Annotated in this window: 18 protein-coding genes; 11 read left to right on the forward strand and 7 right to left on the reverse strand. The window is 61.4% G+C overall.

Annotated features, from left to right (window positions below; translation table 11 throughout):
- The first annotated feature begins 80 nt into the window (after window positions 1–80).
- Window positions 81–365: a hypothetical protein gene (locus QMO80_RS01435; RefSeq protein WP_283198584.1), complete on the forward strand. Its 285-nt coding sequence runs from the start codon at window positions 81–83 to the stop codon at window positions 363–365.
- 81 nt (window positions 366–446) lie between these two features.
- Here QMO80_RS01435 and tyrS read toward each other — a convergent pair whose 3' ends face one another.
- A complete protein-coding gene (gene tyrS / locus QMO80_RS01440; RefSeq protein ID WP_283198585.1) occupies window positions 447–1,703 on the reverse strand; it encodes a tyrosine--tRNA ligase in 1,257 nt (418 codons plus the stop codon).
- Between the two features lie 131 nt (window positions 1,704–1,834).
- On the opposite strand from tyrS, the gene QMO80_RS01445 reads away from it, so the two are divergent.
- Window positions 1,835–2,953 carry an anhydro-N-acetylmuramic acid kinase gene (locus tag QMO80_RS01445; RefSeq protein WP_283198586.1) on the forward strand — a complete coding sequence of 373 codons (1,119 nt, stop codon included), beginning with the start codon at window positions 1,835–1,837 and terminating at the stop codon, window positions 2,951–2,953.
- Window positions 2,950–3,474: a GNAT family N-acetyltransferase gene (locus tag QMO80_RS01450; protein WP_283198587.1), complete on the forward strand. Its 525-nt coding sequence runs from the start codon at window positions 2,950–2,952 to the stop codon at window positions 3,472–3,474. Before QMO80_RS01445 ends, QMO80_RS01450 begins: the two co-directional genes overlap by 4 nt.
- Here QMO80_RS01450 and QMO80_RS01455 read toward each other — a convergent pair.
- Both QMO80_RS01455 and QMO80_RS01460 read right to left on the reverse strand, forming a co-directional pair.
- Window positions 3,471–4,637 carry an acyltransferase gene (locus QMO80_RS01455; RefSeq protein ID WP_283198588.1) on the reverse strand — a complete coding sequence of 389 codons (1,167 nt, stop codon included), beginning with the start codon at window positions 4,635–4,637 and terminating at the stop codon, window positions 3,471–3,473. The genes QMO80_RS01450 and QMO80_RS01455 overlap by 4 nt on opposite strands.
- A gap of 141 nt (window positions 4,638–4,778) precedes the next feature.
- The gene (locus tag QMO80_RS01460; protein WP_003568896.1) at window positions 4,779–5,456 is read right to left on the reverse strand and encodes an alpha/beta hydrolase; all 678 of its coding nucleotides are present in this window, start codon (window positions 5,454–5,456) and stop codon (window positions 4,779–4,781) included.
- 216 nt (window positions 5,457–5,672) lie between these two features.
- Between QMO80_RS01460 and QMO80_RS01465 the strand changes: the two genes are divergently transcribed.
- From QMO80_RS01465 to sufA, 8 genes are all read left to right on the forward strand, one after another.
- Complete coding sequence (locus QMO80_RS01465) at window positions 5,673–6,839, forward strand: cysteine desulfurase family protein (protein WP_283198589.1); 1,167 nt, start codon at window positions 5,673–5,675, stop codon at window positions 6,837–6,839.
- A 168-nt stretch (window positions 6,840–7,007) separates the two neighbouring features.
- The gene (gene sufB / locus QMO80_RS01470; RefSeq protein WP_003568892.1) at window positions 7,008–8,477 is read left to right on the forward strand and encodes a Fe-S cluster assembly protein SufB; all 1,470 of its coding nucleotides are present in this window, start codon (window positions 7,008–7,010) and stop codon (window positions 8,475–8,477) included.
- Complete coding sequence (locus QMO80_RS01475) at window positions 8,477–8,848, forward strand: ADP-ribosylation/crystallin J1 (protein WP_283200086.1); 372 nt, start codon at window positions 8,477–8,479, stop codon at window positions 8,846–8,848. Before sufB ends, QMO80_RS01475 begins: the two co-directional genes overlap by 1 nt.
- A 65-nt stretch (window positions 8,849–8,913) precedes the next feature.
- A complete protein-coding gene (sufC, locus tag QMO80_RS01480; protein ID WP_037073856.1) occupies window positions 8,914–9,669 on the forward strand; it encodes a Fe-S cluster assembly ATPase SufC in 756 nt (251 codons plus the stop codon).
- A gap of 24 nt (window positions 9,670–9,693) precedes the next feature.
- The gene (gene sufD, locus QMO80_RS01485) at window positions 9,694–10,968 is read left to right on the forward strand and encodes a Fe-S cluster assembly protein SufD (RefSeq protein ID WP_283198590.1); all 1,275 of its coding nucleotides are present in this window, start codon (window positions 9,694–9,696) and stop codon (window positions 10,966–10,968) included.
- Between the two features lie 12 nt (window positions 10,969–10,980).
- Complete coding sequence (locus QMO80_RS01490; RefSeq protein ID WP_283198591.1) at window positions 10,981–12,222, forward strand: cysteine desulfurase; 1,242 nt, start codon at window positions 10,981–10,983, stop codon at window positions 12,220–12,222.
- A 12-nt stretch (window positions 12,223–12,234) separates the two neighbouring features.
- Complete coding sequence (locus QMO80_RS01495; RefSeq protein ID WP_003559708.1) at window positions 12,235–12,615, forward strand: SUF system Fe-S cluster assembly protein; 381 nt, start codon at window positions 12,235–12,237, stop codon at window positions 12,613–12,615.
- A 111-nt stretch (window positions 12,616–12,726) separates the two neighbouring features.
- On the forward strand, window positions 12,727–13,119 hold the full coding sequence (gene sufA / locus QMO80_RS01500; RefSeq protein ID WP_283198592.1) for a Fe-S cluster assembly scaffold SufA: 393 nt from the start codon (window positions 12,727–12,729) through the stop codon (window positions 13,117–13,119).
- A 204-nt stretch (window positions 13,120–13,323) separates the two neighbouring features.
- Here the strand turns inward: sufA and QMO80_RS01505 are convergent, their stop codons facing one another.
- From QMO80_RS01505 to gcvH, 4 genes are all read right to left on the reverse strand, one after another.
- Window positions 13,324–13,629 (reverse strand): flagellar basal body rod C-terminal domain-containing protein, encoded by a 306-nt coding sequence (locus tag QMO80_RS01505; RefSeq protein ID WP_283198593.1) that lies wholly within the window; start codon window positions 13,627–13,629, stop codon window positions 13,324–13,326.
- A 138-nt stretch (window positions 13,630–13,767) separates the two neighbouring features.
- Window positions 13,768–14,805, reverse strand: a complete 1,038-nt coding sequence (locus QMO80_RS01510) for a GH25 family lysozyme (RefSeq protein ID WP_283198594.1) — start codon at window positions 14,803–14,805, stop codon at window positions 13,768–13,770.
- Window positions 14,806–15,367: 562 nt separating this feature from the next.
- A complete protein-coding gene (gcvP, locus tag QMO80_RS01515) occupies window positions 15,368–18,232 on the reverse strand; it encodes an aminomethyl-transferring glycine dehydrogenase (protein ID WP_283198595.1) in 2,865 nt (954 codons plus the stop codon).
- Complete coding sequence (gene gcvH / locus QMO80_RS01520) at window positions 18,232–18,594, reverse strand: glycine cleavage system protein GcvH (protein WP_283198596.1); 363 nt, start codon at window positions 18,592–18,594, stop codon at window positions 18,232–18,234. Before gcvH ends, gcvP begins: the two co-directional genes overlap by 1 nt.
- Between the last annotated feature and the right edge of the window lie 23 nt (window positions 18,595–18,617).

Consider the following 18,617-nt stretch of genomic DNA (forward strand, 5'->3'; position numbering starts at 1 on the left):
CATCGACGCATGACGTGTTTTAGCGAGTTCTGATGTAGTATTCGCATTCGGCCCGGAAACAATGGCCGGCGGAGAATGCCATGCAGTGCTCCCGGACAGTCTCTCTTGCATCGGCCGCCATGATCGTCGTCACGATCGGCCATCAGGCTTCGTATTCAGCGGAGAAAGGCGAGCGGCTGAAGCAGCCCGAGAGCATCCGCTCTGGCCACATCCTCCTCGTTCCCCTCGACGCGACGGTGACGCCGCCGACTTTCTCGATCAGCTGGTGGTCACGCGTGACACGCGCACCCGGCGTCGATCCGCCACCCTATGTCTTCCGGGAGGCCGAACGAACGGACGCGACATCTCGGCCCGGTGTTGAGTAAAGGTTGCGCCCCAACTCAGGAGTTGGGCAAAGAAAAGCCGGCGCGGACGCCGGCTTTGATATCCGTTCAGTTTGAATCCGCTTACGCGGCGCGGCGGATCAGGATGTGCTTCTTTTTACCGAGCGAGAGCTTGATGACGCCATCGGCGGTGATTTCGTTGCTGCCGATCAGGCGGCGTTCGTCGCTGACCGCCTCGTCGTTGATGCGCACCGCGCCGCCCTGAACATGCCGGCGAGCCTCGCCGTTCGAGCCGGCAAGGCCGGCGCGGACCATCAGCGAGAGCAGGCCGATGCCGCCGTCGAGTTCGGTCGCCGGGATATCGACCGAAGGCAGGTTTTCCGAGAGCCCGCCTTCTTCGAAGGTCTTGCGCGCCGTTTCCGCGGCCTGCTCGGCGGCCGGACGGCCGTGGAGGATCGCGGTGACTTCGGTCGCGAGGATCTTCTTGACCTCGTTGATCTCCGAACCGCCGAGTGCAGAAAGACGAGCGATTTCATCCATAGGCAGCGTCGTGTAGAGCTTCAGGAAGCGCGAGACGTCGGCATCCTCGGTGTTGCGCCAGTACTGCCAGAAATCATAGGCCGACAGCATGTCGGCGTTCAGCCAGATAGCGCCCGTCGCCGACTTGCCCATTTTTGCGCCCGACGACGTCGTCAGCAGCGGCGATGTCAATGCATAGAGCTGCTTTGTCCCCATGCGGTGACCGAGGTCGATACCGTTGACGATGTTGCCCCACTGGTCCGAACCGCCCATCTGCAGGCGGCAGTCGTAGCGCTTGGCGATCTCGACAAAGTCGTAGGCCTGGAGGATCATGTAATTGAATTCCAGGAAGGACAGCGACTGCTCGCGGTCGAGACGCGTTTTCACGCTGTCGAAGGACAGCATGCGATTGACCGAGAAGTGCTTGCCGACATCGCGGAGGAATTCGAGATAGTTCAGCGAGCGCAGCCATTCGGCGTTGTTGATCATCAGCGCGTCCTTTGGACCGTCGCCGTAGTTCAGGTAACTCGAGAACACACGCTTAATCGAGGCGATGTTGCCTTCGATCGTATCCACGGTCATGAGCTGGCGGGCCTCTTCCTTGAAGGAGGGATCGCCGACCATGCCGGTGCCGCCGCCCATCAGCGAGATGGCGCGATGACCGGTCTTCTGCATCCAGTGCAGCATCATGATCTGGATCAGCGAGCCGGCATGCAAGCTGGGCGCCGTTGGATCGAAGCCGATATAAGCCGTCACGGTTTCCTTGGCGAACATTTCGTCGAGGCCACGTTCATCGGAGACCTGATGAATGAAGCCGCGCTCTTTCAGCGTGCGGAGGAAATCGGACTTGAACTCGGACATGGCTTTCGTCTCTTGGTGTCTGCGCTTGACCCATATGGCTTCACGCAAGTTCGTTGTTGTTGATCTGTCGCGGCGCGTTTAGCACTGTTTTTATAAAAGTGCATCCGGGAATCGCATGGGAGGCAAGCCTCATGGACATCATCAGGACTGCGATCGGCCTGATGAGCGGCACGTCGATGGACGGAATCGACGTGGCACTGATCAGGACCGACGGCCGCGGCTTCATCGAGCGCGGACCGTTCATGGGCGTGCCCTATGAGGCCGATTTCCGTGGGCGGCTCAAACGGGCGCTGGAGCTGGCGCGGCCGCTGACCGACAGGAACGGCCGCCCCGTTGAACTTCGCGACATCGAGCGTGAGTTGACCCGACGGCATGCAATTGCCGTTACGGCATTCCTGGAGCGTTTCGGGCTTGCTGCCAATGCCGTCGATGTTCTCGGCTTCCATGGCCAGACGGTGCTGCATCGACCCGATGAGGGGCTGACGATCCAGATCGGCGACGGCCAAGAATTGGCGCGCCAAACCGGCATATCGGTCGTCTATGACATGCGCGCCAACGACATGGTCCACGGCGGCCAGGGCGCGCCGCTGGTGCCGGCCTATCACGCCGCACTTGCGGGAAAACTTCAGCAGGCCGGGCAGGCGGTCTGTTTCGTCAATATCGGCGGCATCTCCAATCTGACCTTCATCGGCACGGACGGGCGGATATCGGCCTTCGACAGCGGCCCGGGCAATACGCTGATCGATCAGTGGGTGGAGATGCAGACCGGCAGAACCTATGATCCCGGCGGCGAGATCGCCGGACGCGGCAAGGTCGTGGCCGCCCTGGCGCAACGGTATCTGGAAAGCCCATTCTTCCGCGGCAATGTCCGCCGCTCGCTCGATCGCGGCGATTTTGCGCCGCTTCATCAGGGCGAGGCGAGCCTTGAAGACGGCGCCCGGACGCTGGCGCATGTCGCCGCCGCCTCGATCGTCAAATCCGCCGGTTTCCTGCCCGAGACCCCGTCGACCTATATCGTCTGCGGTGGCGGGCGGCTGAACGCCACGCTGATGGCGGAGTTTTCGGCCATGGCCGAAGCGCTGGGGTCGAAGGTATTGACCGCCGAGCAGGCCGGCTTCGACGGCGACGCGATGGAGGCCGAGGCCTGGGCCTATCTCGCCGTCCGCTCGCTGGATGGGCTGCCGTTGACGTTTCCCGGCACGACGGGGGTCAGCTCTCCTGTTAGCGGCGGAATGTTCGCAAGGCCATGAGCGAGAGGGTGATCCTGAAGACGCCGCGGCTCGGCTTCGTCATGTGGGATGAAGGCGATGCATCGCTGGTGCAGCAACTGCATTCGACGATGGCGACGACCCGATACCTTCCCGGCAATGCGCCGTGGAGCCTTGAGAAAGCCGAGGAGCAGCTGCGGCGCTGGTTCGAGGAGCAGGCACGCGACGGCACGACCAAATACAAGCTCCTTGCCGAAGATGGCAGCTTCGTCGGGCGCGCCGGCATTTCGCGGTTCAGGAGCGAACAGTTCGAACTCGGTTATTCCCTGATCGAGGAGGCATGGGGCAAGGGCCTGGCAACAGAAGCGGCAAGCGCCTTGGCCGGCTGGTTCTTCGAAAGGAGACTTGCGCCCGGTTTCATTGCCTTCACACATCCCGAAAACGTCGCCTCGCAGCGCGTTCTCAGGAAGATCGGCATGCGCGAACGCGCGCCGATCCTTATCGATGGAGAGCTCGATGTGGCTTTCGAGATGACCGCTGAAATGCGGCCAGAGAATCCCTAACTCTTGACGGCAAGCGGCTGAACGCGCCCGCCTTGATTGCCATCCTCGACACCTCTGACCTGGGCGATGAACGAGAACCTCTTGCGGAGGCCGAGGATCGGTTTCTCGATGAAATGCCAGGACAGCACCGCGACGGCGAGAGCCGAGGGCAGGCCGACGGCATAGAGCGCCAGCGCCCCATATTTCGGAAAGAGAAACACCGAGGGGAACGCGCTGATCCAGATCTGCAGGAAGGGATCGTGGTAGAGATAGACGCCGTAGGAATAATCGCCTTTCCTGAAGAAGGCCGGGATCGGAACCTCCGACAGGCCGATGAAGACGGTCATGTAAACCAGCGAAGTAATGACGATCGGCCGGTTGATCACCGACTCGACCGCGCGGTTGTCGAGGGTGAGGATGGCGGTGATGCAGACCAGGCAAGCGGCGGCGAATAGCCAGCGGGAATGCGGAATGACCGCTTTGAACTGAAAGGCGACGATGCCCATCATGAACGCCGTTATCAGCTGCGAGCCCCGGCTCATGAACAGGAAGCGCGCGATCGGCTTGATTGTATCAGGGAACAGATAGGGCATCTTCTGCACGATGAGGCCGAGGACGATATAGGCGGCCGTCACGGCGAGCAGCTTGTAGCGCGTCTTCACGATGGCGGTGATCATCAGGAACGACATGATGATGTAGCAGAAGATCTCCCAGGGAACCGTCCAGAGAGCGCCGTTGACACGCTGGCTGGGATTATCCTGGAAAACACCCGGCAGCTCATAATGGATCCAGCCGACGATATTCAGGAAGTATTTGAAAAATCGCGGATCGGTAAAATAGTCGGCGTGATAGACGATCGTGACGATCGGCCCGATGATCAGCGAACAAACGACGATATCGACGGCCAATGCTGGAACGATGCGCAAGCCGCGATTGATCAGGAAATTCTGCAGGCTCAGGCGCTGGGCGCTGCCGGCGATCAGAAATCCGCTCAACGCGAAAAACATCGGAACAAGAGCGTATTCAGTAAACCAGAATACCGAGCCTCTGACGAAGGCATCATTGCTTGTCAGCAAAAAGGAATGGGTCAATACGATAGAAAAGGCGAGCCCAATTCGAAGAAAGTCGAACCCCGGACCAATACCCCTATACTTATCCAGGACTTCCCCGAACGACTTGGTCATTGCGGACCTCGCTTTAGTTAGGATCGCGAGGAGCCTACCGCACTGCAATATATATTGCAACACGGTAGATGATCTGTTTCGGCACAATCGATCCACGCGGCCCGGATCGTGCTGCATGAGATGGATCTGAGCGCTATGGCGTCAGCGAATCCGCTTGGCGGCCGGTTCCGGCACCAGTTCGCCGTTCAGGCGGCGGTCGAGATAGTCCTCGCATTCGCCCATCAGCGTTTCCACCTGGCCGTTGAAGAAGTGGTTGGCGTTGGAAACGGTGCGGTGGGTGATGAGAATGCCCTTCTGGGTCTTCAGCTTCTCCACAAGGCCGTTGACGTCCTTTTCCGGCGCCACCTTGTCGGCCTCGCCGTTGATGATCAGGCCGGAGGAGGGGCAGGGCGCCAGGAAGGAGAAATCGTACGTGTTCGGCTGCGGGGCGATCGACATGAAACCTTCGATCTCCGGCCGGCGCATCAGAAGCTGCATGCCGATCCAGGAGCCGAAGGAATAACCGGCGACCCAACAGGTCTTCGAATCAGGATGCAGGCTCTGCACCCAGTCGAGCGCCGAGGCGGCATCCGAAAGTTCGCCGGCGCCGTGGTCGAATTCGCCCTGGCTGCGGCCGATGCCCCGGAAATTGAAGCGCAGCGTCGTGAACCCGCGCTTCTGGAACATGTAGAAGAGCTGGTAGACGATCTGATTGTTCATCGTGCCGCCGAACTGCGGATGCGGATGCAGAATCAGGGCGATGGGCGCGCTTTTTTCCTTGGAGGGCTGGTAGCGGCCTTCAAGACGGCCGGCTGGGCCGTTGAAAATAACTTCGGGCATTGGTACTCCGGGTTTTATTTCGCGTTCGCGCTGCGTCGGACGACAACATGACTTGACTAGTGTTGTCAGCTTTTCTAAAACGCAGTTTAGAACAATTCGAAACTTGCATGGCGATCCACGCATCGTGAATGTGTCATAAGGCAAGCCCGGCGGAAATTTCAAGAAAAATGAGCCGTGGGTGCTGAAGCAAGCTCGTCAAGCGCAGGACTGAAGATCATGGCGCCGCCACGCCTTTATCTCGATTGGAATGCCACAGCGCCGCTGCACCCCGCAGCACGCGAGGCGATCATGCGCGCCATCGACATATTCGGCAATCCGAATTCCGTTCACGGCGAGGGCCGTGCCGCCCGCGCCGCGATCGAATGTGCACGGCGCAAAGTGGCGGCGCTGGTCCGTACCGACGCCGGCAATGTGATCTTTACCAGCGGCGCTACCGAGGCCGCCAATCTGGTGCTGACGCCTGATTTCCGCATGGGCCGCACGCCGCTTCAGCTCGGCCGCCTCTACTTCTCGGCAATCGAGCATCCGGCGATGCGCGAAGGTGGCCGCTTCGCCAGGGAGAAGATGACGGAGATCCCTGTCACTTCAGCCGGCATCGTCGATCTCGATGCGCTTGATGGACTGCTTAATGCGCATGACAAGGCCGCCGGCCTGCCGATGGTCGCCATCATGCTCGTCAACAACGAGACCGGCATCGTCCAGCCTGTGGAGGCGGCGGCAAAGATCGTCCACGCCCATGGCGGCCTCTTCGTCGTCGACGCCGTTCAGGCTGCCGGCCGCATCGGGCTCGATATCGGCAAGATCGGCGCCGATTTCATGATCGTTTCCTCGCACAAGATCGGTGGGCCGAAGGGGGCCGGCGCGCTGATTGCCCGGGGCGAAGCGCTGATGCCGCGGCCGCTGATCCAGGGCGGCGGGCAGGAGCGGGGTCACCGCTCAGGGACACAGAATTCATTGGCGCTGATCGGCTTCGGCGCGGCGGCGGAAGCCGCGGCCGACGAACTCGAGGCGCGCAATGCGGCGACCGGCGCATTGCGCGAGCGGCTGGAGGCCGGCATGCGCCAGGCGGCAGCCGATGTGGTGATCCATGGCGAGGGCGGCGAGCGGGTCGCCAATACGATCTTCTTCACCCTGCCGGGGCTGAAGGCCGAGACGGGGCAGATCGCCTTCGATCTCGAAGGTGTGGCGCTTTCGGCTGGCTCGGCCTGCTCATCCGGCCGACTCGGTGAAAGCCATGTGCTGACGGCGATGGGCCGCGATGCCAAGCTCGGCGGCTTGCGCATTTCGCTCGGCTTTTCGACGACGGAAGAGGATATCGACCGGGCGATTGCCGCTTTTGCGAAGATTGCCTGCCGGCGCAAGTCGGCGGGCGAGGCGGCCTGACCGCGTCATAAACTTGCGGAAACGCAAATTTCTGCTTGCCAACCGGGCTGAAAAGTCCCTTTTGGCCTCTTACATCAAGGGCAGGAATTTGCCCGACATCAGGGGCAAGAGAATTGCCCATGCGCTACAAGCTGCCGGACCTTGGATCCGGCGAGATTGGAGAATGAAATGGCTGCCGTGCAGGAAACGATCGACCAGGTCCGCCTGATCGATGTCGACCAGTACAAATACGGTTTCGAGACCGTCATCGAAATGGACAAGGCGCCGAAAGGCCTGTCCGAGGACATCATCCGCTTCATTTCGGCCAAGAAGCAGGAGCCGGAATGGATGCTGGAATGGCGTCTCGAGGCCTATCGCCGCTGGCTGACGCTGGAAGAGCCGACCTGGGCGCGCGTCGACTATCCGAAGATCGATTTCAACGACATCTATTATTACGCGGCGCCGAAGAGCACGCCGGGTCCGAAGTCGCTCGACGAAGTCGATCCAGAACTGTTGAAGGTCTATGAGAAGCTTGGCATCCCGCTGCGTGAGCAGGAGATCCTGGCCGGCGTCGAGAAGCCGAAGATTGCCGTCGACGCCGTTTTCGACAGCGTCTCTGTCGTGACCACCTTCAAGGCGGAACTGAAGAAGGCCGGCGTGATCTTCATGTCGATCTCGGAAGCGATCCGTGAATATCCCGATCTCGTGCGGAAATATCTCGGCTCGGTCGTGCCGACTTCGGACAATTATTACGCGACGCTGAATTCGGCGGTCTTCACCGACGGCTCCTTCGTCTTCGTGCCGAAGGGCGTTCGCTGCCCGATGGAGCTTTCCACCTATTTCCGCATCAACGAGAAGGGCACCGGCCAGTTCGAGCGCACGCTGATCATCGCGGAAGAGGGCGCTTACGTCTCCTATCTCGAAGGCTGCACGGCGCCGCAGCGCGACGAAAACCAGCTGCATGCCGCGGTGGTCGAGCTCGTTGCGCTCGACGATGCCGAGATCAAATATTCCACCGTCCAGAACTGGTATCCTGGTGATAAGGAAGGCAAGGGCGGCATCTACAATTTCGTCACCAAGCGCGGCGATTGCCGCGGCGACCGCTCGAAGATCTCGTGGACGCAGGTCGAGACCGGCTCGGCGATCACCTGGAAATATCCGTCCTGCATTCTGCGCGGCGACGACAGCCGCGGCGAGTTCTATTCGATCGCCGTCTCCAACGGCCATCAGCAGATCGACAGCGGCACCAAGATGATCCATCTCGGCAAGAATACGTCGAGCCGCATCGTCTCCAAGGGCATCGCCGCCGGTGTTTCCAACAATACCTACCGCGGCCAGGTCTCGGCCCACCGCAAGGCATCGAACGCGCGCAACTTCACCCAGTGCGATTCGCTGTTGATCGGCGACAAATGCGGCGCCCATACCGTGCCCTACATCGAGGCGAAGAACTCGACGGCGCAGTTCGAGCATGAAGCAACGACCTCGAAGATCTCCGAAGACCAGCTGTTCTACTGCCTGCAGCGCGGCATCCCCACAGAAGCGGCGATCGCGCTGATCGTCAACGGCTTCGTCAAGGAAGTGCTGCAGGAACTGCCGATGGAATTCGCCGTCGAGGCGCAGAAGCTGATCAGTATTTCGCTTGAGGGTAGCGTGGGTTGATGACTTCCGCCGAGACTGTGACGCTCTTTCGACCGGTTGGACTGGAAGAACTAGAACTGATCAGGACGAGTAGCTGGAAGGCTTTTCCACCGCGTCTGCCGGATCAGCCGATTTTCTATCCGGTGACGAACGAAGGCTATGCGGCGCAGATCGCCCGGGACTGGAACACGAAGACAGGATCGCGGCACGGTTACGTGACGCGTTTCGAGGTAAGGGCCGATTATGTTTCCCGTTTCGAACGCAAGGTCGTTGGCGGGCGTGAACATGAGGAGCTTTGGGTACCTGCGGAAGAGCTTGAAGAGTTCAACCGTAATATCGTCGGATCAATCACCGTGACCCAAAAGTTCCTGCCCACTGATAAGACGAACTGAAAGCCGATAGGCACGTTTGAATGGCTCGCGCGGATATGCGGGCCGAACACGTTAGGAAGACAAAGATGCTTGAAATCAGAAACCTCCATGCCCGCATTGCCGAAGACGGCACCGAGATCATTCGTGGCCTGAACCTGACGGTGAAGGCCGGCGAAGTTGCCGCGATCATGGGGCCGAACGGCTCCGGCAAGTCGACGCTCTCCTATGTGCTGTCTGGCCGCAGCGATTATGAAGTCACCGAGGGCGACATTCTCTATAATGGCGAGAGCATTCTTGAGCTCGATCCGGCCGAACGCGCCGCCAAGGGCGTCTTCCTCGCCTTCCAGTATCCTGTGGAAATTCCGGGTGTCGCCACCATGCAGTTCCTGAAGGTGGCGATGAACGAGCAGCGCAAGGCGCGCGGCGAGGACGAACTGACGACGCCGGATTTCATGCGCCGGGTCAAGGATGCTGCCGGCAAATTGCAGATCAACACCGAGATGCTGAAGCGGCCGCTCAATGTCGGCTTCTCCGGCGGCGAGAAGAAGCGCGCCGAGATCCTGCAGATGGCGCTGCTGGAGCCGAAGCTCTGCGTGCTCGACGAAACCGATTCCGGCCTTGACATCGACGCGCTGAAGATCGTTGCCGACGGCGTCAATGCGTTGCGTTCGCCGGATCGCGCCGTCGTCGTCATCACCCACTATCAGCGCCTGCTCGACTATATCGTGCCGGATACCGTCCACGTGCTCTACAAGGGCCAGGTGATCAAGTCTGGCGACAAGACGCTGGCGCATGAGCTTGAGGCCAACGGCTATGCCGACATCATCGGCGCGGCGGCCTGATCTCGGGTGGAAAGGACGACGTCCATGAACATGCAGACGACGAGCCGCCTGACCGCGGCGGAAACTGCGCTGATCGAGGCCTTCAACCATCAGATCGGCGATCTGCCGGGCAATGGCGCGGTGACGGCGCTGCGCGACCGGCTTCTCGATGATCTGAAGAAGGCCGGCCTGCCGACGCGCCGCATCGAAGCCTGGCACTACACCGATCTGAAAAACCTGCTGCGCACATTGCCGCCGCAGGTCGGTGACGCCGGCTCCGACGCGCTTGAGCCGCTTGTCGACGGCTCTACGGTGCTGGCGGTGATCCAGGGTCATGCCAACCAGAAGGCTGCCGCCGACGGTCTTGGCGTTTCGGCCTATAGCGAACATCTGCTCGACGGCTCCGCCGCGGACGGCCTCGATGCGCTCGGCAGCGACGACGCGGTCGGCCGCATCAACGGCAGCTTCGTGCGCGACGGTTATGTCGTCGACGTGCCCGCCGAGACCGAGCTTGACGCTCCGCTCGAAATCCAGTTCCTCCATGCTGGCGGGCAAGCGCATACACGTCTTCCCGTTGCCTTCGGCGCCGGTGTCAAGGCAACCGTCATCGAACGTCACCGTGCGGTGACCGGCGATGCGGCGCTGGTGTCTCATGTCAGTGACATCGCAGTCGGCGAGGGTGCCGAGCTGACCTGGATCATCCTGCAGCAGCAGGGGGCCGAGGATACGCATCTCGGCCAGATCCGCATCGATCTCGGTGCTGATGCGAAGCTTCGCTTGTTCGTCATCAACGCCGGCGGCAAGCTGGTGCGCCAGGAACTGCATATCAAGGTAACGGGCGAGGGCGCGGATCTGACGCTGCGCGGCATCAACCTGCTCGGCGCTGACAGCCATACCGACGTGACGATGGTGCTCGGCCACGATGTGCCGCATACCGGCTCGACCGAAGTGATCCGCAACGTCGTCTTCGACCGCGCCAAGGGTGTCTTCCAGGGCATGATCAGGGTTGCGCCCGACGCGCAGAAGACCGATGCCAAGATGGCCTGCAACACGCTGCTGATGTCCGACGACGCCGAGTTCTCGGTCAAGCCCGAGCTCGAAATCTTCGCCGACGACGTGCAGTGCGGCCATGGGGCGACGGTGACCGATATCGACGCCAACCATCTTTATTACCTGATGGCGCGCGGCATTCCGGAGAACAAGGCGCGGGCGATGCTCGTCAACGCTTTCGTCGCCGAGATCGTCGAGGAACTGGAAGACGAGGCCCTGGTCGAAGCGCTGGAAGGCGTGATTTCGGCCTGGCTCGAAAAGCACGCCTGATCGGATATAGCAATGGACAAGATCGTGCCGGCCACGCCATACGATGTCGAAGCCATCCGCCGGGATTTTCCGATCCTGGCGGAGAAGGTGCACGGCAAGCCGCTGGTCTATCTCGATAACGGCGCCTCGGCGCAGAAGCCGCAGGTGGTGATCGACGCCATCTCGCATGCGTATTCGCATGAATATGCCAATGTGCATCGCGGATTGCACTATCTCTCCAATGCCGCGACCGATGCTTATGAGGCGGCGCGCGAGAAGGTGCGCCGTTTTCTCAATGCGCCTTCGGTCGATGACATCGTCTTCACCAAGAATTCGACAGAGGCGATCAACACCGTCGCCTATGGCTGGGGCATGCCTGAGATCGGCGAAGGCGACGAGATCGCCCTGACGATCATGGAGCACCACTCCAACATCGTGCCCTGGCACTTCATCCGCGAGCGGCAGGGTGCCAAACTGGTCTGGGTGCCTGTGGACGATGAGGGCGCCTTTCATATCGAGGACTTTGAGAAGAGCCTGACGGAGCGCACCAAGCTCGTCGCCATCACCCATATGTCGAATGCGCTCGGCACGATCGTTCCCGTCAAAGAGGTCTGCCGCATTGCGCATGAGCGCGGCATTCCGGTCTTGATCGACGGCAGCCAGGGTGCGGTGCACCTGCCTGTGGATGTGCAGGACATCGATTGCGACTGGTATGTGATGACCGGCCACAAGCTCTACGGCCCATCCGGAATCGGCGTGCTCTACGGAAAGAAGGAGCGGCTTTCGCAGATGCGCCCGTTCCAGGGCGGCGGGGAGATGATCTTCGAAGTTGCCGAAGATGCGGTCACCTACAATGATCCGCCGCATCGCTTCGAGGCCGGCACGCCGCCGATCGTCCAGGCGATCGGGCTCGGCTATGCGCTCGACTACATGGAGAAGGTCGGCCGCGAGGCGATCGCCCGGCATGAGGCCGATCTTGCCGCCTACGCGGTGGAACGGCTGAAATCGGTCAATTCGCTGCGTGTGTTCGGAACGGCGCCCGACAAGGGCAGCATCTTTTCCTTCGAGCTTGCCGGCATCCATGCTCATGACGTCTCGATGGTGATCGACCGCCAGGGCGTTGCGGTGCGAGCCGGCACGCATTGCGCCATGCCGCTCTTGAAACGCTTCGGCGTCACCTCCACATGCCGTGCATCCTTCGGCATGTACAATACCCGCGCCGAGGTCGATGCCCTGGCCGATGCGCTTGAATATGCGCGCAAGTTCTTTGCTTGAGGAGTGTCCGTGATGAGCCTGGACGAAAGCGAACAGAAGATCGACGTGCGCGAAGGCATCGTGCATTCCAGCATTCCGGCCGATGAGCTGGCGCGGCTCAGCGACGACGTCATCAGCGCGCTGAAGACCGTCTACGATCCGGAAATTCCGGCCGACATCTTCGAACTCGGTCTGATCTACAAGATCGACATCGAGGACGACAGGATGGTGAAGATCATGATGACGCTGACCGCGCCCGGCTGCCCGGTGGCCGGCGAGATGCCCGGCTGGGTGGAGAATGCCGTCGGCGCCGTCGAAGGCGTGTCCGGCGTCGAAGTTGCAATGACCTTCGATCCGCCGTGGACGCCTGATCGCATGTCCGAAGAGGCGCAGGTCGCAGTTGGTTGGTATTGAGGCGGCTGGTACTGATACAGTACCGTGGTATTGATCCGTTTACCTCAGGCGACTACATTTGAATCACGAAGCACCGGATCTTGACCCCGGTTGCGGAAGGAGATGAAGCCGATGGGCTTTGCAGTGATGAGCATGACGGACGGGGCCGCGGCCCGCGTCAGGGCGATCGTCGAAAATTCCGGGTCGGAAGCCAAGGGCGTTCGCGTCGGCATCAAGAAGGGCGGCTGCGCCGGGATGGAATACACCATCGACCTGGTGACCGAGCCGAATGCCAAGGACGACCTGATCGAGCGCGACGGCGCCAGGGTCTGGGTCGAACCCTCGGCCGTACTCTATCTGCTCGGCACCGAAATGGGCTTCGAGCAGACGACGCTGCGCTCCGGTTTTACCTTCACCAACCCGAACCAGACATCGGCCTGCGGCTGCGGCGAATCCGTCGAACTGAAACCCGCCGATCTCGCGGCCCTTGCCGCGCAGCGCCAAAGCGAGCCGGCGCATTCTTGACGCCATTTCGCACGGCTTGGCTGAAATTACCCGCTCACCGTTCCTCATAAGTCGGTTTGGCTCCATTAATATCGCGGTTTTCTGGTTATGGATGAGCAAAACGAGGCGCAGGACGGCTGATTTCGCGGCGGTCGAGGCCAGTACGCAGATCGGCATAGGTGATGCGAAACCGAGTTGTAACAACCACGACCTTGAGAGTCGTCCTCAGTCGCGCTTGATGCTCATCAGCATTTCCCACATGTCGGCGCCGGTCTCGAAGACCGTGGCATTTGACTTGTAGCTCTGTTCGGCTTCGATGAGATCGGTCAGTTCGGTGGCCGGATCGACATCCGATGCCGTCGGGCTGACGGTCGCCAGGACGCCGCCTGATGCGACTGAAGTGAGGCTGGTGTTCAGCCTGGCATAACCTGATGTGCTGCTGTTTGCGACGTTGTCGGCGATCGCGCCTATCCGCGTCGTCTGCGCCCGCATTCCCGAAAGAGCAGTGTTCGTGATGCCTGATATGCTCATCAGCCGTTTCCCCCGAACTGGATGATCGTCTTTTACCTGCAAGGATTTAGAGAATGCTGAAGGCGTTGCCTTAGCAAAGACCTACAGGAGTGCGCCCTGCCATTCCATCTGTTCCGGATTGGCACGGAACCAGCCTCGCTAGCGCGACGCTACCCAATCGTGCCAGTCGCTTTCGTTGCCGTTGAAGACGTTGAGATCAATCTTGCCGTCGACGCCGTCGGAAAGGCCGGAGCCGGAATATTGCCAGAACAGCCATTTGCGGCCTGGGTAGACCTTGGAGGGATGGGCTGCCACCGAGCGCAGCCAGAAGGGATAGTTGAGCATCTGGCCCTTCAAATTGTCGCGGTAGAAGTCCGGCGCGGTGTAGATGATCGGGCGCTGGCCGTAATGGCGCTCCAGCTTGTCCATGAAGACCTGCATCTTTTCCCGGACACGGGCGGGGGAAATGCGCCGCTTGCAGCTCGATTCGCCGTTCCATTCGACATCGATGACTGGCGGAAGCGCGTTTGCTTCTCTCGGCACGTTGCGGATGAACCAGTCGGCCTGTTCGCCTGCCGTCCGGCACCAGTAGAAGAAGTGATAGGCGCCGTGTTTCAGGCCGGCTTCCTTGGCCCGGCGCCAGTTCTTTCTGAACATCGGATCGAGGTGATCGCCGCCGTCCGTCGCCTTGATGTAGACGAAGTTCGCGCCCTGCCGGCGCAAGGTATCCCAGTCGATTTCACCCTGCCAGCGCGATACATCGACGCCGTGCACGGCAAGCTTTCTCGGCGAAGTGGAACCAAAATTGATCGGCTTGGCGTCGCGGAAGCGGTGGCTGTAGATCTGTCCGCGTGACGGCGATTTCCTGCTGGCATCGGGGTCGGCTTCCGGGTTGGCGGGCATCAGCATCGCCACCGGTCTTTCCGTCGGCATCGGCATGCCGACCGGCCTGTCGGCGGGCACGAGCGCCTCAGGTTCGGGAACCGGCCCGGTCCAGCTCAACGCTTCCTGCGGCGCGCTTGTTTGTGGCGTGTCGCCGACGGCGGCGGCCGGTATCGGGCCGCTCGGCTTGGTGATTGCATTGGTTGTTTCCGCCGACGGGACAGGCGTGAGCACATCTTCGGCCCCGGAACTGGCGGCGCATCCGGACAGGACCAGGGCGGCAAGGAGGATTGCTGGCAAAGCCGATGGACGCATGAGAACCTGCACGCAAAACAAAAGGTCGGCGGCAATATTCCCGCTGGAGAAAACCCGCCCATTTTCAATTGCTAACAGAGACTTGCTAAGAAAGGTTAAATTTGATCCTTGCGCCGCGAAAGCGGGGATTGCTCTGTCCTTCAGGCCGAGCCTGCGGGCCTGGGGATATATGCCGCAGCGTCGCGATTCCCTCTTCTCCCCATCGGGGAGAAGGTGCCCGTAGGGCGGATGAGGGGGCCGGCAATGCCGGTCTTCCTCACAATATTCACCAGGCTTCGACCGCATTAGTATGGTCTTGACCCTGTTTCGGACACTTCGCGATGAGTAGATAATCGCGGGACTGGTGTGCCGCGTGGCCCCCTCATCCGCCTGCCGGCACCTTCTCCCCGCTGGGGAGAAGAGAATATTGCCGCGTCGTCTACGTTCCTCGCTAATTCTTGCCGGGCACCGTCAGCGCGAACCGGGCGGCCCCGGCTCAAGGGCGAGAGTGACGCGGGATTAAAGACGAGGTGTCACAAGCTGAGCCCCTCCCAATTCGTGGAAGGGGCTCGCCGAATGCATATTACTCCGCCGCCTCGGCATAACTTTCGACCGGCGGGCAGGTGCAGATCAGGTTGCGGTCGCCGTAGACATTGTCGACACGGTTGACCGGGGACCAGTATTTGTCGACGCGGAAGGCGCCGGGCGGGAAGCAGGCCTGTTCGCGCGAATAGGGCCGGTCCCATTCGCCGACGAGGTCTTCCACCGTGTGCGGGGCGTTCTTCAGCGGGTTGTTGACCTTGTCCATGCGGCCGTCTTCGATGGCGCGGGCTTCCTCGCGGATTGCCAGCATCGCCTCGCAGAAGCGGTCGAGTTCGGCCTTGGTCTCGCTTTCCGTCGGCTCGATCATCAGCGTGCCTGCCACCGGCCAGCTCATGGTGGGAGCATGGAAGCCGCAGTCGATCAGGCGCTTAGCGACGTCGTCGACGGTCACGCCCGCACTGTCGACCAGCGGGCGGGTGTCGATGATGCATTCATGTGCCACGCGGCCGGTCTTCGACTTGTAGAGCACGTCATAGGCGCCCTTCAGCCGGGTGGCGATGTAGTTGGCGTTGAGGATCGCCACCTTGGTCGCCTGCGTCAGGCCTTCGCCGCCCATCATCAGGCAATAGCTCCAGGAGATCGGCAGGATCGAGGCCGAGCCGAAGGCTGCAGCCGAAACCGCGCCGGGACGGCCGTCGGTTTCGGGATGGCCGGGCAGGTGAGGCGCCAGATGCGCCTTGACGCCGATCGGGCCCATGCCGGGGCCGCCGCCGCCATGCGGGATGCAGAAGGTCTTGTGCAGGTTGAGGTGGGACACGTCGGAGCCGATGTCACCGGGCCGGGACAGGCCGACCATGGCGTTCATGTTGGCGCCGTCGAGATAGACCTGGCCGCCATTGGCGTGCACCAGATCGCAGATTTCCTTGACGGTCTCCTCGAAGACGCCGTGCGTCGAGGGGTAGGTGATCATGCAGCAGGAGAGGTTTGCCGCATGCTCCTCGGCCTTGGCGCGGAAATCGTCGAGGTCGATGTCGCCGTTTTCGCGCACCTTGACGACCACCACCTTCATGCCGACCATCTGGGCCGAGGCCGGATTGGTGCCATGCGCCGAGGTCGGGATCAGGCAAACGTCGCGATGACCCTCGCCGTTGGCGATATGAAAGTTGCGGATCGTCAACAGCCCGGCATATTCGCCTTGCGCGCCGGAATTCGGCTGCATGGAGAAGGCGTCGTAGCCGGTGACGGCGCAGAGCTTTTCGATCAGGTCGTCGATCATCTCGCGGTAGCCGAGCGCCTGGTCTGATGGCACGAAGGGATGGATGTCGGAAAATTCCGGCCAGGTGATCGGCAGCATTTCCGCCGTCGCATTGAGCTTCATCGTGCAGGAGCCGAGCGGGATCATCGAGCGGTCGAGCGCCAGATCGCGGTCGGAGAGCCGGCGGATGTAACGCGTCATCTCGCTTTCGGCGCGGTTCATGTGGAAGATCGGATGGGTGAGGTAATCGCTGGTGCGGAGCAGGCCCTTCGGCAAGCGGTAAGAAGGCTCGAAATCGGCAATGGTGAAATTGCCGCCGAAGGCGCGCCAGACGGCTTCGAGCGTCGCCGGCCGGGTGCGTTCGTCGAGGCTCATGCCGATTTTGGTTTCGCCGACCTTGCGCAGATTGACGCCTTCGGCGACGGCGGCGCGCAGGATGAGGCCCTGCATGTGGCCGACATCGACGGTGATCGTGTCGAAGAAAGTGTCGGGTTCGACCTTATAACCGAGCTTTTCCAGGCCCTTGGCCATCAGCACGGCCTTCTGGTGCACCTGCTGGGCGATCGCCTTGATGCCCTTCGGGCCGTGGAAGACGGCATACATGGAGGCCATGACGGCAAGCAGCACCTGTGCGGTGCAGATATTCGACGTCGCCTTTTCGCGGCGGATATGCTGTTCGCGGGTCTGCAGCGACAGGCGATAGGCGCGGTTGCCGCGGGCATCGACGGAAACGCCGACGAGGCGGCCGGGCATGGAGCGCTTGATGGCATCCTTGACCGCCATATAGGCCGCATGCGGGCCGCCATAGCCGACGGGAACGCCGAAACGCTGCGAGGAGCCGACGGCAATATCGGCACCCATTTCGCCGGGCGATCTCAGCAGCGTCAGCGCCAGAATGTCGGCAGCGACGATCGCGATGGCGCCGGCCTGGTGCAGGCGGGCGATCAGGCCGGTGAAATCATGCACATGACCATGGGTGCCGGGATACTGGAAGATCGCCCCGAAGACATCGACGGGATCGAGATCGGTGAAGGGATTGCCGACAATGACGCTCCAGCCGAGCGGCTCGGCGCGGGTACGGATCAAGGCGATGGTCTGCGGATGGCAGTCGGCATCGACGAAGAAGGCCTTGGCCTTCGACTTGGAGACGCGCTCGGCCATCGCCATGCCTTCGGCGGCGGCGGTCGCCTCGTCGAGCAGCGAGGCGTTGGCGACATCGAGGCCGGTCAAGTCGCAGACCATCGTCTGGTAGTTGAGCAGCGCCTCGAGGCGGCCCTGGCTGATCTCCGGCTGGTAGGGCGTGTAGGCCGTGTACCAGGCGGGGTTCTCCAGGATGTTGCGCTGGATGACGGGCGGGGTGATCGTGCCGTAGTAACCCTGGCCGATCAACGAGACCAGCACCTTGTTCTTGTTGGCGGTCTCGCGCAGCTTGTCGAGCGCCTCGCGCTCGGTCATCGGCGCCCCCCAGACGAGCGGCGCCTTCTGGCGGATTGCGGGCGGCAGCGTCGCATCGATCAAGCCGTCGAGGCTGTTATAGCCGATCACCTTCAGCATGTCGGTCATCTCGGCCGGCGACGGGCCGATGTGACGGCGATTGGCAAAATCGTAAGGCTGATAGTCGGTGAACTGGAATTCGGTCGGCGTCGTCATTACGCTGTGAGCTCCTTATAGGCGGCCTCGTCGAGCAGGCCGTCGGCATCCGCGGGATTGGCAAGCTTCAGCTTGAAGAGCCAGCCCGACCCTTGAGGATCGGAGTTGACCAGCGACGGATCCGCAACGATGGCCGGATTGACCTCGGTGATCTCGCCGTCGAGCGGACAATAGACGTCGGACGCCGCCTTGACGGATTCAACGGTCGCCGCATTGCCGTTCTTGGAGAAGGTTGCGCCGACTTCCGGCAGTTCGACGAAAACCAGGTCGCCGAGCTGATCGACGGCATAGTTGGTGATGCCGACCGTCGCAACGCCGCCTTCGATCTGCAGCCATTCGTGTTCTTCGGTAAATTTCAACATTGTTCGTCCTCTCTGGAAAAGGT

Origin of the sequence: Rhizobium sp. BT03 (assembly GCF_030053155.1) — a bacterium.
Classification (GTDB): domain Bacteria; phylum Pseudomonadota; class Alphaproteobacteria; order Rhizobiales; family Rhizobiaceae; genus Rhizobium.

Excerpts from the sequence above, each read along its gene's own strand:
- QMO80_RS01435 (WP_283198584.1), top strand. The coding sequence starts at position 81 with ATGCAGTGCTCCCGGACAGTCTCTCTTGCATCGGCCGCCATGATCGTC.
- tyrS (WP_283198585.1), bottom strand. The coding sequence starts at position 1,703 with ATGTCCGAGTTCAAGTCCGATTTCCTCCGCACGCTGAAAGAGCGCGGC.
- QMO80_RS01445 (WP_283198586.1), top strand. The coding sequence starts at position 1,835 with ATGGACATCATCAGGACTGCGATCGGCCTGATGAGCGGCACGTCGATG.
- QMO80_RS01450 (WP_283198587.1), top strand. The coding sequence starts at position 2,950 with ATGAGCGAGAGGGTGATCCTGAAGACGCCGCGGCTCGGCTTCGTCATG.
- QMO80_RS01455 (WP_283198588.1), bottom strand. The coding sequence starts at position 4,637 with ATGACCAAGTCGTTCGGGGAAGTCCTGGATAAGTATAGGGGTATTGGT.
- QMO80_RS01460 (WP_003568896.1), bottom strand. The coding sequence starts at position 5,456 with ATGCCCGAAGTTATTTTCAACGGCCCAGCCGGCCGTCTTGAAGGCCGC.
- QMO80_RS01465 (WP_283198589.1), top strand. The coding sequence starts at position 5,673 with ATGGCGCCGCCACGCCTTTATCTCGATTGGAATGCCACAGCGCCGCTG.
- sufB (WP_003568892.1), top strand. The coding sequence starts at position 7,008 with ATGGCTGCCGTGCAGGAAACGATCGACCAGGTCCGCCTGATCGATGTC.
- QMO80_RS01475 (WP_283200086.1), top strand. The coding sequence starts at position 8,477 with ATGACTTCCGCCGAGACTGTGACGCTCTTTCGACCGGTTGGACTGGAA.
- sufC (WP_037073856.1), top strand. The coding sequence starts at position 8,914 with ATGCTTGAAATCAGAAACCTCCATGCCCGCATTGCCGAAGACGGCACC.
- sufD (WP_283198590.1), top strand. The coding sequence starts at position 9,694 with ATGAACATGCAGACGACGAGCCGCCTGACCGCGGCGGAAACTGCGCTG.
- QMO80_RS01490 (WP_283198591.1), top strand. The coding sequence starts at position 10,981 with ATGGACAAGATCGTGCCGGCCACGCCATACGATGTCGAAGCCATCCGC.
- QMO80_RS01495 (WP_003559708.1), top strand. The coding sequence starts at position 12,235 with ATGAGCCTGGACGAAAGCGAACAGAAGATCGACGTGCGCGAAGGCATC.
- sufA (WP_283198592.1), top strand. The coding sequence starts at position 12,727 with ATGGGCTTTGCAGTGATGAGCATGACGGACGGGGCCGCGGCCCGCGTC.
- QMO80_RS01505 (WP_283198593.1), bottom strand. The coding sequence starts at position 13,629 with ATGAGCATATCAGGCATCACGAACACTGCTCTTTCGGGAATGCGGGCG.
- QMO80_RS01510 (WP_283198594.1), bottom strand. The coding sequence starts at position 14,805 with ATGCGTCCATCGGCTTTGCCAGCAATCCTCCTTGCCGCCCTGGTCCTG.
- gcvP (WP_283198595.1), bottom strand. The coding sequence starts at position 18,232 with ATGACGACGCCGACCGAATTCCAGTTCACCGACTATCAGCCTTACGAT.
- gcvH (WP_283198596.1), bottom strand. The coding sequence starts at position 18,594 with ATGTTGAAATTTACCGAAGAACACGAATGGCTGCAGATCGAAGGCGGC.